The organism is Nitrosarchaeum koreense MY1 (assembly GCF_000220175.1).
Lineage (GTDB): Archaea > Thermoproteota > Nitrososphaeria > Nitrososphaerales > Nitrosopumilaceae > Nitrosarchaeum > Nitrosarchaeum koreense.
On the sequence record NZ_AFPU01000001.1, the window covers coordinates 685,425 to 697,362 of the forward strand.

Sequence of the window (11,938 nt, forward strand, 5' to 3'; positions counted from 1 at the left end):
GTTGATAAATCAAAGTGTGAAGGTAGGGGTAATAGTTTTTCCAGGAAGTAACTGCGATCGTGACATGTATCATGTGCTAACTGATGTTTTTAATCTGGATGCCCAGTATTTTTGGCATGAGAAAGGACTGCCAAAAAATATCGATGCTGTGATTCTTCCAGGTGGATTTTCTTATGGTGATAGATTAAGGTCTGGGGCAATTGCAGCTCATAGTCCTATAATTAACGACGTGAGAAAGATGGCAGACAAAGGAATCCCTATTTTGGGCGTATGCAACGGATTCCAAATTCTAGTTGAGGCCGGTCTCCTTCCAGGTGCATTGCTCAAAAATACATCGCTGAATTTTATGTGTGGCTGGACTAATTTGATAGTTGAAAACAACAAGACTCCATTTACAAACAAATTGAAACTAAATCAAAAGATTCCAATTCCAATTGCAAATGGTGAGGGCAGATATTATGTCGATAATGACACGCTAAAAAAATTAAAGAAAAATAATCAAATTGTTTTTAGATACGAGCAAGTGATAAACGGCTCAATTGATAGAATAGCTGGCGTTTGCAACGAAGATGGAAATGTTGTTGGAATGATGCCTCATCCAGAAAGAGCAGCCGAGTCTGCAATTAACCCAATTGACAATAAACCGTCTTCTCTAATTTTTGAATCACTGATTAAAACAATTGGTGTTAAAAATTGAGTCTAGAGCCCCAAGAACTAGATGACCTTACATCAAAGATTGGACGAAAACCAACATCGACTGAATTACAAATTGTAGCTGCTGAATGGTCAGAGCATTGCTCGTACAAGTCATCAAAGAAACATCTCAAAATGTTGCCAATGAAAGGGCCTTTGGTAATTTCTGAAAAAGGATACGATTCCGGTGTGTTGGATGTTGGGGATGGTTATGTAATTACAGCTCATATTGAAAGTCACAACCATCCGTCTGCAGTTGAGCCATATGGCGGTGCTGCAACTGGTGTTGGCGGTGTTATCCGAGATATCCTGTCTGCAGGAACCAGACCAATTGCAATTTTTGATGGTCTGAGATTTGGAAACATTGAAAAAGACTTGCAAGCAAGATGGCTTTTTAAAAATGCAGTTACCGGAATTGCAGACTATGGGAACTGTTTGGGAATCCCAACAATCGGCGGTGAGGTTGAATTTGATGAATGCTATACAAATTACGCTCTAGTTGATGTCGCAGCAATTGGATTTGGCAAGAAATCAAATCTGATAAAAAATCATGCAAAAAAAGGAGACATTGTCGTATTACTTGGCGGTTCTACTGGAAGGGACGGCATTGGTGGTTCTCAGTTTGCATCTGATTCATTAGAGTCTGAAAACAGATCAGCAGTCCAAATCCCAGATCCATTCATTGAAAAATTAATCATCGAGGCAATTCTTGAGGCAAGAAATCAGAAACTAATTCATGCAATGAAGGACCTTGGCGGCGGTGGACTGTCCTGTGCTGTTTCTGAAACTGCTGATGCTCTTTCTATTGGAATTGAGATGGATGTAAACAAGGTTCACACTAGAGAATCTGACATGAACCCCGATGAAATAATGGTATCTGAATCTCAGGAGAGAATGCTAATTGTCACAAATAATGAGAAACTAAAAAAACTCCAAGAAATCTGCAAAAAGTTCCGCATATCTTGTTCTGTTATCGGTCATGTTACTTTTGATAACATGATGCATGTAAAGCAGGGAAGCAAGACATGTGCAAATCTTCCAACCGACGTTGTTGCAAACGCCAAACTTTTGGACAGACCATCAAAAAAACCTGAATATCTAGAAAATATAGAACAAGAAAAGAAACTCAAACCAATTTCTGATTATTCAAAAATGATGATGAAGTTTCTTGCAGCGCCAAACATTGCAAGCAAAATTTGGGTGTATGGCCAATATGATCATGAGGTAGGAATTAGAACAGTAGTAAAACCTGGCAAAGATGCATCTGTACTTCGATTGGATAATGGCAAATTTTTATCAGCAAAAATCGATGGCAATCCAAAACACTGTTACATCAATCCAAGAGAGGGAGCAATTGGCTGCTTTGAGGAAGCATGCAGAAATGTTGTCTGCACTGGCGCAAAACCAATTGGAATGCTTGATCATCTGCAGTTTGGAAATCCTGAAAACCCAGAAATCTTTTGGACGTTTTTAGAGTCGCTAAAAGGAATTACTGATTTTGCAAAATATTTTGAAATTCCATGTGTTGGCGGAAAGGTCAGTTTGTATAATGAGACTCCAACCGGCCCGATAAAACCAACTCCTATAATTGGAATCCTTGGATTGATTGACAAGGCACCCCTGTTCTCTCACAAAATAGATGCCAGCGATACACTTGTGATAATTGGCGATACAAAAGATGAGATGGGAGGCTCTGAATATTTTGAATACATCCACAAGTTTGTTGGTGGGAAATGTCCTGTTGTAAATTTTGCAGAATCAAAATCACACATGAATACAGTATTGGATGTGATTGGTAAAGGATTGGTAAAGGCAGCACATGATTGCTCCAAAGGAGGTCTGGCAGTTGCCGTTTCAGAGCTTTGCATGACATATCAAATTGGATGCAACATATCACTTGAAAAAATCCCAGGTCCAAAACTTGAAGTTGACCGAACATTGTTTTCTGAAACTCATTCAAGATATCTACTAGTTGTAGACAAGAAAAACCTCCCAAAATTAGATGAACTTCTCAAAAAGAGCAAAATATCTTACAAAATGATTGGAACGTTTGGTGGTGAAAACATCAAACTAAACAAAGCAAACAAATCGATCATAGATCTAAGAGTTGATAAGGCTCAAAAAACTTGGTTTAATTCGTTAAGGGAGTTGGTAGTTCATGGTTAAGGAGAATTGTGGCGTAGTTGGAATTTTTAGTCTTAGTGGAACTAATGTCGTTCCAATGGCAATTGATGCACTAAGGGCTTTACAGCATAGAGGACAAGAAGCTTGGGGTGTTGCAATCCCAAACAAAGAACCGCTAAAAAGATTGGGACTCGTTTCAGGGGCATCATCAGAGTTTAAGAAAATATGTGAGGAATATGCATCACCTGCAGTAATTGGACATGTTCGTTATTCTACAATGGGACGAAGTACTTTGGAAAATGCACAACCCCTCAAAGTAAAGGACCTGTGCATTGCTCATAATGGAACGATTGCAAATGTGCAGGAACTATCAAATCTGGTAGGTGGTTGTTCTTTTACTCCGCAAAATGCAAGTGACACTTTGGTTGCAGCACAAAGGTTGGTGTCACTAATTTCTGAGAATGGCCAGATGGGAAAAGCATTATCTATTTTAAAAAATGAGATGGTTGGCTCTTATTGTTTTACATTTATCTCTGATGATAATTCCGTATTTGCCGCAAGAGACCCAAAAGGATTCAGACCGATGGTCTTGGGTTACAAGGAATCAGATGACACATACATTGTGGCATCTGAATCATCTGCAGTTTCTGCAGTTGGCGCAAAACTGCAACGCGATGTAAAACCCGGCGAGCTTATCAAACTCAGCAAAAATGGATTGGAGACTGAAAGATTCTCAGAAGACACATCAAGGGCTCACTGCTCTTTTGAATTTACATATTTTGCACATCCATCAAGTAACATGGAGGGCGCAAACATCTACATCTCAAGAAAAAACATTGGACGATTTTTGGCAAAAAAATTCCCAATAAGAGATGCAGACCTTGTAATTCCGGTTCCAGATTCTGCAAGACCTGCAGCCTTGGGATATGCACAAGAGTTGGGAATTACTTTTGATGAAGGGTTACTCAAAGACAGATACAGCAAGAAAGGACCATTGCGTAGTTTTATTGAGCCACACCAAAGCGACAGAATTGAAATCAATCGATGGATTATTCCAATCAAAGAAATCATTGCAGGAAAACACGTCGTTGTAATTGATGACAGCCTAGTTAGGGGAACTAGCTCAAAGGCGATTATCCAAGCATTAAGACGAGCAGGTGCAAAAAAAATCAGCATGGTGATCACATATCCTCCTATCAAATTCCCGTGTTATGCTGGAATTGACTTTCCTTCTCAAGATGAGTTGGCCACATTTTCTGATGGTAAGGTGATGAACGAAGCTGAATTAACTGAAATGGTAAGAAAGAGTATTGGTGCTGACTTTTTGGGGTATAATGATGCAGAAAATTTGGCAGCAGCCGTTGGAATTCCAAAGGATTCAATGTGTTTTACATGTTCGTCTGGAAACTATGATTCCCTAGGAATTACCCCAGAGTTTAAAACACGTCTTGAGATGAAAGGAGAATAAGATGGAAACTGCATATGTTCTGGTAAAAAGCCAAGTGGCACATGAAATGGATGTGATGGGTGAATTGCTAAAAATTGATAACGTAAAAGAGGCAAGAGGAACATTTGGCGTTTATGATATTTTTGTCAAAGTAGAGGCAAAGACATCAAAAGAACTTGAAGACACAATTACAAAAAATATTAGAAAAGTAAAACATGTAATTTCTACTACCACCCTGTCGGTAATCCCAGAACAAGACAAAAACTAGGATCTTTAAATATTGTTTTTTTCAAAATTTTAACATGAAAGCAATTTGGAATAATGTTGTAATTGCCGAAAGTGATGACACTGTAGTAGTTGAAGGAAATCATTATTTTCCAATTGATTCGATAAAATCTGAATATTTTAAAAAAACCGATTTGACTACTTTTTGCGGATGGAAGGGAATGGCAAATTATTATTCTGTGACAATTAACGGAAAAACCAACAAAGACTGTGCATGGTACTATGCCGAACCAAACGATGCTGCCAAAAAGATCAAAGGAATGGTAGCGTTTTGGAACGGTGTTGATGTAAAATAATCTTAATTATTAGAAAACTCATCTATCTTCAGTGAAATCATACACTATTCTAATTGCCATAATTGGCGGTTCGATTGGAATCATGGCAATAATCTTTGGACTGGATATTGGAAAGATGTCGATATCCACTCAAGAATACAGTCTTTATGTGGATCCAATTATTGACAAACAAAGTCTTTTTGTAACTGGCAGGATAACCATACAAAACACCGGCTCTAAACTGCTAACTAATCTTCATGTGAATTTTGGAGATGGTGACACACTTGATATCAAATCTCTCAAACCTGGTGAAAAGATCATCTTGTCTCCACCATCTGATAATTCGATGCAGTTTGTAATGATAAACGCAGATAATGACATTTTTGTAAGCAAGGCATACCGAGAACTGCCAAAGATGGTAGGTATGATGGGCTCGTAATTCAGAGCAGTTAAATCCAATCATTATACAGTCTGGCTGTGAAATTTCTAACGTCTGGAAAGGTAAAGGATCTGTATGATGTAGATGAAAATACCCTTCTCTTCAAGTTCTCAGACAGGGTTTCAGCATATGACGTAAAATTCAAAGAAAATATTCCTAAAAAGGGTGAGGTTTTGTGCAAATTTGCAGAATTTTGGTTTGATACACTTCAGGTTTCTAATCATTTTGTAAAAAAACAATCAGACACTGAGATTCTTGTAAAAAAGATGAAGATGCTTCCAATAGAGTGTGTGGTTCGAGGCTATTTTTATGGTAGTCTGATAAATAGATGGAAAAAAGGCGAGGTGAAACTACCCCAAGGCACTGACACTACACTTGCTGCAAAACTCTTGGAGCCAATTTTTGATCCGACCACAAAATCAGAACATGATATTCCAATTGATAAACAAAAAGCATTGCAAATGAATCTGGTAAATGAAGAACAGTATTCATGGCTTGAAAAAACATCAATTGAGATTTACAAAAAAATGTCTGAGGTGGCAGACAAGTCTGGATTTATTTTAGCTGATCTAAAACTAGAGTTTGGAATTTTAGATGGGAAAATAACCTTGGGCGATTCCATCGGTCCTGATGAGTATCGTTTATGGCCAAAGGAGACATACCAGGTTGGTAAAACCCAAGAATCTTTTGATAAACAGATATTGCGAGACTGGCTAACTGAGAATGGATACCAAAAGCAATTTGATGATTCACGTGATGCAGGAAAAGAACCAATACCCCCTGCAATACCACCTGAGATAATTCAAAAGATGACAAACAGATACGTCATTGCATATGAAAAATTAACTGGCCATTCTCTATAACACAAATAATTTTTTTATTATGACTAGATGTTGATTATGTCCTAACCACCAACTCGAATTCTATACTGGATTGATTTTACAGATATTCATTTTTGTCATATCCCTACATGTTTCTGACATATCTTTTTCAAATTTTTTATTTTTGCTATTTTTTTAAAATATTTGTAGTGGTGTTATAATTATGATACCAATATCATCTAGATAGTAGTGGTAGTGATAAATGTTGTAGTGCTAACAATATTTTTGTATATGCTACAGTAAATCTGATAGCGGTCATTGTCTTATGATAGGAGTATCACTATTGTGATAACAAAAAAAAATTGATGCGATTAGACAAAAAAATATGATACGTGGATCTTTTAGATCAAACTATTAGGAGTAAACAGCATGTCTACACTACTAGAGAAGGAAATCAAAGTAAATCGAATTCTTACAACAAGCGTCCAACACGCACGTGCAATTGAAGACCCTGCACGCTCGAAAATCATTGAAATTCTATACCATCGTGCATTATCTGCAGATCAGATTTCAAGTGAGCTAAAAAAGACAGGATACAAAAAAGCCCTGACCACTGTTCGTCATCATCTTGATATTTTAAAAGAAGCCGGATTAATTGAAATTGCCAAGATTGAGGAATCACGCGGTGCCATCACAAAATTTTACAGCACTTCTACAAAATTATTGGGATATGCTGCACCTGATGATTTTGATTCCAAATACTCCAAGGTTATTGACAACACATCTGTGAAGATTGAAAAAATTCTCAGATCCATTACTCCAAAGACTGCAAAAACAAAAAAAGCCAAAGGTGGAAACTCTGCAGACTATTCACAGTACCTAGTAATGGAAATCATGAATCGTGCCATGACCAACATTATGGAAAATTCTAGCAAGGATCATGAATAATACAATGACTTTCCAATTATTCTCGATAATTTGAAGAGTCGATCAAAAAACTATGATAAGGATCAACATAGATCAGTGAAATTGAGATGAAATTGGAAGAAAAAGTCGTAAAATTATTTCAGCAAAGAAATATCGTGTTTATTGCAACTTTGATGAAAGATGGTTCCCCTCAACTCTCCCCTGTATGGGCTAACTGCGATTCAGATTATGTTTATGTAAATACTGCCGAGGGAAGAATTAAACACAAAAATATTTTGCGTGATCCTCGAGTTGCAGTATCTGTTGTAGGAAGTAACAATCCTCTTGACATGACAACCATTCGAGGAAAAGTTGAGAAAATAATTCCTGATTATGATTATGCACATGCAGACAAATTAACTCAGCAATACATGGGGAGAAATCATTACCCATTCAAAAGAGAAGATGAAAAAAGAATTATTCTTAAAATAAAACCAGAACGTGTTTTTGTCTTGCCTGAATTAAAAATGAATGACGAGTAAAAAAATTATATATTTCTAAATTCGAATTTAGAAATATTTTGTTTTAACATTAAAATAAAATGGAAAAAAGGTATGAAAGCAGTTTATCGTCGTCTTGCTGCTTTTCTTACAAGTGCTCTTCTAACAAGAGCTCTTCTTACGAGAGCGCGTTTTACAGCTTTTCTAACAACTGCTCTTTTAGCTGCTTTTCTTCTAACATCTTTTCTAACAACTGCTCTTTTAGCTGCTTTTCTTCTAACAGCTTTTCTAACAACTGCTCTTTTAGCTGCTTTTCTTCTAACAACTTTTCTAGCTGCAGTTCGTCTTGGAGATGCTCTCTTGCGAGTTGCTGCTGCTCTTTTAGCTGCCCGACTTCGTTTTCTTCTTGCTGCCATTTTTAGTGCTTCAGCTGCTTTTTTAGCGGCATTTCTTTTTCTTGTACGTGCTGCTTTTTTAGCTGCTTCTGCTCTTTTGGCTTTGGATGTGGCCATGCCTAGATTCGTTTTTCGTAGATGTTATATGGTTAAAGTCACACATTATTACCTCAACGCTAGTAAAATTTGACAATATTTTTTTTTGCGATCAACAATTAGTGATGCAAATCACAGCTGTATCTGTTGTTGATTGTATTTTTGTTGGACGAATTGTTACACTGTATTGATTTTGCTCATCATATGGAATGTCAAATTGTGTAGTGAACATTACCGGTTTGTTTGGCTCTAATATGTGATCTAGCAGATCATCTGCAGAAAACTTACCATACACTGCTCGGTGTTTTTGTTGTTTTTCATCAACAATGTAAAATTGACCTCCTGAAATTCTTGTGTCTTCATTGCTAATGTTTTTTGCAATAATTTTGATCTTCACAAATGTATTTTCAGGTATTCTTTCCTTGTTTCCTTCATGTGTTCCATCAAAAGTTACAATATATTCTACAGGTCCTACTGTCACTGCTTCACCTGATTTTCCAATAATGAAATTGGTTTGATATTGAGTATACATGTACATGGCAGCTCCAATCGAAATTATAATTCCCAGAATCACGATGATGATGCCAATTCGTGCCATTATGTAAACTACAAAAATTTAGTATATAGTTGCAGCGTAAAATGCCGAAAATATCCACCCTAATTAGATCTGGATTGGCATATTCTCTGGAATTTACCACATGAATTAAAAATATGCCAAAATAGAAAGTGGATATTATGGGAAGATTCAAACCCCTTGAAAAGAAGGACTACGTGAAAATTGCAGTAATTTTTGGAATAATTACAGTCCCGTTAATTTTTGCTGTATCCATTCGATGATTGAGTGTTTTTATCGATTACATACACATGATTATTTGTCATTTTATGATAGGTATAATGATCAAGACCTTGGATTTTTTTGTTCTCAGTTCTGAGGAATTGGTCCTTTTTTCAACCATTTTTTTCTGTTTTTAGCATGAATTTTGAGGGGTTTAGCTTTTACGCATGACAATAAAAGATGACACATGTTTAGCTGGGACATCTGGGTGGTTTTGTGGTTGCTTTTCTCTGCTAGGCACAAGTGTTAACCCCCCCGTCAAAACGACCATTTTTGATAAAATCACGTTATGACTAAACATAGTATTTTTCAAGGGGGGTTTAACGCATAGGCGTAATTTTGATAAATTCAAGAATTTGCGTAATTTTTTTTAATTTTGTAGTCTAAATGAAATTATTTGTCTAAAAATCGTCGATTTCATATCCTGAAAGTTGATCAGACTAGAAAGTTTTCATCAAAAACCTAGATGTTTTTTCATGCAATTCCGATACTCTGTTTAGCGCATCTAGAACAGTTTGCTGGTTTATGTTGTCTTTGTCATCCAATACGACAAATACCCCTACCTTTTGCTTACCATCTTCGGTAACAATTCTATTAATTGCCTGTATTGAATTGCAATATTCTGCAATTCTTCTCTCAAATTTTTCTTTTTCATCTTCTGTAAATCCCAAGTATCTTGAAATTTGGTTATCTTTCATTATCACTTTTGCTCCTATGACAATTACTCCTGGTTGAGATTTTGGCTCAAAAATCTCCGCAGGAATTCCGTATTTTCCTGCATGCTTTACTAGGATTTGAAATGTATTTTCGGTATTTTTCATATCCTCAAATGAGAGACCTTCATGAATTAACCATCTTTCCACATTATCTCGCATTCTTGAGGTGCCCATCATTTCATATCTCAGACTAGTTCTATATGATTCTAAATTCAAGTATCTGCCTGTCTGAATTTATAATATTTCTAAATTCGAATTTAGAAATAATCAAAATCTACGCCTGTTTGCAATGGATATTCCATGCATGTTTTTTAGATATTGGCATTAAAAGTTGGCGTAAACTCTGGCATCTGTGCAATGATTATGATGTTGAGAATTAATCCAACTATTCCTAAAATTATCCCCAGATACAAGCAATTTTTTGCTTTTCTAGGATCATCACGTCGCAAGATAAAGTATGCAATTAATCCTCCAATCCATCCTAGAAATATCGGTAAAACATACCACCCATTGCTTCTTGATTTTATATTTTCCATTTTGTTTTCAAACTTGTAAATCTGCTAATAAAATTCCTTCACTTTTAACCAGTTTTTTTCTGGATTTGAGTTATCTCTATCTCAACTGTCTCAAGAGGATCATCTACCTGGTTTCGTCTAATTGAGAACATTTTTGGTTTTTCAAAATCCTCGGTACAATCAGGACATGCATATACTAGTACTCTGTGTTCGTTTGGTGCTTTTGGGTTGGATAATCTTGGATAATACACCAGTCTGGCCCCACAGTCAACACAATATCTGTTGGCCCTTCTAGTTCTGACCAATGTAATCCTCCTGCATTATACTAGATATGCGATCATCTATTAGATCTAACCTGTCTAATAGAGTAAACCAAATAGTGTCAATCGATCAATATTTCTAAATTCGAATTTAGAAACATTTGTAAATGATATGTATAATTTTAACATAATTTGCTGAATGATGATTCAAAATTTGAGACTAGAGATAAGAAGCGCCTCCCATCAGACTTGAACTGATGACCATCCGATTAACAGTCGGATGCTCTACCACGCTGAGCTAGGGAGGCACAAGTTTGTACCTTAGTAAAAGCGATTTAATCCTTGCGCCCATCGACTTTATCTTAAACTCGAATGTCTTTAGTTGAATTTTGCAAAGAATTCTTTAATCTCTTTGGAATGATTTTCAACAAGTTCAATTATCTCCATATGTTCATCTGCTGTCGGTTCACGTTTGTGTACAATCTGAAATGCACTTAATGCAGAACCTACCATCTCTCCAACAAAAAACCCACAAAGAAAATCTCCTACATTTTGACAATTCCAAAGTTCTCCTACTCTTGGTGATGCACCAGCTGTTTTGTATAACTCTAAAGTTTGTTCAATTAATGATGAAGTCTGTTTTGAAAATTCAGGATCAAGGGTCATGAGGTATAATTGATATTTGGAAATCTTACTTTTCTATTCCTTTTTTCTTCTCATATACGTAAACGCCATCTAAGAAGACTCTGTGATCTTTGTCTTTTACTTTACTGCGAAGCTCGATGTTTGCAGCTGTTTGAGTAATGTGATTCCATACCTCTCCTGTTAAAATTACATCTTCGCCTTTTGGAACTACTTTTGTGTTTCCTATGATTTTTGTAATTCTAGATGATCTCTCCCCTTGGAAGTTTTCAATTAAAACAGTTCTGTCTTGTACCTTTACTGTAATTGGAAAGTGTGCAAATGCTATTTTCATTTTAATTGTATATCCAACTACCAAACCTTCGCAAAGATTTCTGATGACTGATCTTGCAGTATGGAGTATGGAATAGTCTCTTTTTCTATATCCTTGTGATTTTAGTATGACTTTGCCTTCTTTGATTTCAATGTTTACTGGAATGTTTCTAAAGTTTTTGTGAGTTTTACCTAGTGGGCCTTCAAAATGCATCATGTTTTTCTTTAATGTTACTTTAACCCCTGCTGGTATATCTACCACTTCTTGGAATTTTTCAATTTGCTCAGTAGACATATCCTATCAAAAATCCTCCCAATCCTTTGTTTACGGCATCATGATGTGACATGACTCCTTGATTTGTTGTTACTAGTAGCATTCCTCTGTTGTAAGCTGGCAAGTATTGTTGTTCCCAATCATTATACTCTGTATTTTTTACTTTGAATCTTGGTGAAATTGCACCACATTTTGTAATTTTTGCTAATAATTCGATTTTGAATTTTCCGCCTCTTTTATCGTCAATATGTTCAAACTCTCCAATGTATCCATCTTTCTGAAGTGTTTTGAGTACTTCAATTCCTAACTTTGAAGTTGGAAGAATTATGCAATCGCTTTTTCTTCTTGCTTCATTATTGTATAAAGTTACAAATAGATTTGCTAAGATGTTCTGTGCTGGCAT

At 36.1% G+C, this 11,938-nt stretch carries 17 protein-coding genes and 1 tRNA gene; 9 read left to right on the forward strand and 9 right to left on the reverse strand.

Annotated features, from left to right (window positions below; all coding sequences use genetic code 11):
- Positions 1 to 16: 16 nt before the first annotated feature.
- The 9 genes from purQ to MY1_RS04040 all read left to right on the forward strand — a co-directional run bounded on the left by purQ (position 17) and on the right by MY1_RS04040 (position 7,532).
- On the forward strand, positions 17 to 697 hold the full coding sequence (gene purQ, locus MY1_RS04000) for a phosphoribosylformylglycinamidine synthase subunit PurQ (RefSeq protein ID WP_048109670.1): 681 nt from the start codon (positions 17 to 19) through the stop codon (positions 695 to 697).
- Positions 694 to 2,859, forward strand: coding sequence for a phosphoribosylformylglycinamidine synthase subunit PurL (gene purL / locus MY1_RS04005; RefSeq protein ID WP_007550424.1), 2,166 nt, complete (start codon positions 694 to 696; stop codon positions 2,857 to 2,859). Before purQ ends, purL begins: the two co-directional genes overlap by 4 nt.
- Complete coding sequence (locus MY1_RS04010; protein WP_007550425.1) at positions 2,852 to 4,285, forward strand: amidophosphoribosyltransferase; 1,434 nt, start codon at positions 2,852 to 2,854, stop codon at positions 4,283 to 4,285. Before purL ends, MY1_RS04010 begins: the two co-directional genes overlap by 8 nt.
- Before the next feature lies 1 nt (position 4,286).
- The gene (locus tag MY1_RS04015) at positions 4,287 to 4,532 is read left to right on the forward strand and encodes an Lrp/AsnC ligand binding domain-containing protein (RefSeq protein ID WP_007550426.1); all 246 of its coding nucleotides are present in this window, start codon (positions 4,287 to 4,289) and stop codon (positions 4,530 to 4,532) included.
- Between the two features lie 34 nt (positions 4,533 to 4,566).
- On the forward strand, positions 4,567 to 4,845 hold the full coding sequence (locus tag MY1_RS04020) for a DUF427 domain-containing protein (protein ID WP_007550427.1): 279 nt from the start codon (positions 4,567 to 4,569) through the stop codon (positions 4,843 to 4,845).
- Between the two features lie 31 nt (positions 4,846 to 4,876).
- Positions 4,877 to 5,263: a hypothetical protein gene (locus tag MY1_RS04025; protein ID WP_007550428.1), complete on the forward strand. Its 387-nt coding sequence runs from the start codon at positions 4,877 to 4,879 to the stop codon at positions 5,261 to 5,263.
- Positions 5,264 to 5,301: 38 nt separating this feature from the next.
- Entirely contained in the window at positions 5,302 to 6,126 is an 825-nt protein-coding gene (purC, locus tag MY1_RS04030; protein ID WP_007550430.1) for a phosphoribosylaminoimidazolesuccinocarboxamide synthase, read from the forward strand.
- A 387-nt stretch (positions 6,127 to 6,513) separates the two neighbouring features.
- Positions 6,514 to 7,032, forward strand: a complete 519-nt coding sequence (locus tag MY1_RS04035) for a winged helix-turn-helix domain-containing protein (RefSeq protein WP_007550433.1) — start codon at positions 6,514 to 6,516, stop codon at positions 7,030 to 7,032.
- 86 nt (positions 7,033 to 7,118) lie between these two features.
- Positions 7,119 to 7,532 carry a PPOX class F420-dependent oxidoreductase gene (locus MY1_RS04040; RefSeq protein ID WP_007550434.1) on the forward strand — a complete coding sequence of 138 codons (414 nt, stop codon included), beginning with the start codon at positions 7,119 to 7,121 and terminating at the stop codon, positions 7,530 to 7,532.
- 83 nt (positions 7,533 to 7,615) lie between these two features.
- Here the strand turns inward: MY1_RS04040 and MY1_RS04045 are convergent, their stop codons facing one another.
- From MY1_RS04045 to MY1_RS04085, 9 genes are all read right to left on the reverse strand, one after another.
- Positions 7,616 to 8,002, reverse strand: a complete 387-nt coding sequence (locus MY1_RS04045; protein WP_007550435.1) for a hypothetical protein — start codon at positions 8,000 to 8,002, stop codon at positions 7,616 to 7,618.
- Positions 8,003 to 8,093: 91 nt separating this feature from the next.
- Complete coding sequence (locus tag MY1_RS04050; RefSeq protein WP_007550436.1) at positions 8,094 to 8,579, reverse strand: DUF4352 domain-containing protein; 486 nt, start codon at positions 8,577 to 8,579, stop codon at positions 8,094 to 8,096.
- Positions 8,580 to 9,256: 677 nt separating this feature from the next.
- Positions 9,257 to 9,706, reverse strand: coding sequence for a DUF2299 family protein (locus tag MY1_RS04055; RefSeq protein ID WP_007550437.1), 450 nt, complete (start codon positions 9,704 to 9,706; stop codon positions 9,257 to 9,259).
- Between the two features lie 137 nt (positions 9,707 to 9,843).
- Positions 9,844 to 10,068, reverse strand: a complete 225-nt coding sequence (locus MY1_RS04060; RefSeq protein ID WP_007550438.1) for a hypothetical protein — start codon at positions 10,066 to 10,068, stop codon at positions 9,844 to 9,846.
- Between the two features lie 44 nt (positions 10,069 to 10,112).
- Positions 10,113 to 10,352 (reverse strand): hypothetical protein, encoded by a 240-nt coding sequence (locus MY1_RS04065; RefSeq protein WP_048109673.1) that lies wholly within the window; start codon positions 10,350 to 10,352, stop codon positions 10,113 to 10,115.
- Positions 10,353 to 10,541: 189 nt separating this feature from the next.
- Positions 10,542 to 10,615 (reverse strand) — tRNA-Asn (locus tag MY1_RS04070).
- 70 nt (positions 10,616 to 10,685) lie between these two features.
- Complete coding sequence (locus MY1_RS04075; protein ID WP_007550440.1) at positions 10,686 to 10,973, reverse strand: hypothetical protein; 288 nt, start codon at positions 10,971 to 10,973, stop codon at positions 10,686 to 10,688.
- Between the two features lie 25 nt (positions 10,974 to 10,998).
- Positions 10,999 to 11,556, reverse strand: a complete 558-nt coding sequence (locus MY1_RS04080; RefSeq protein ID WP_007550441.1) for a 50S ribosomal protein L6 — start codon at positions 11,554 to 11,556, stop codon at positions 10,999 to 11,001.
- Positions 11,546 to 11,938 carry a 30S ribosomal protein S8 gene (locus MY1_RS04085; RefSeq protein ID WP_007550442.1) on the reverse strand — a complete coding sequence of 131 codons (393 nt, stop codon included), beginning with the start codon at positions 11,936 to 11,938 and terminating at the stop codon, positions 11,546 to 11,548. Before MY1_RS04085 ends, MY1_RS04080 begins: the two co-directional genes overlap by 11 nt.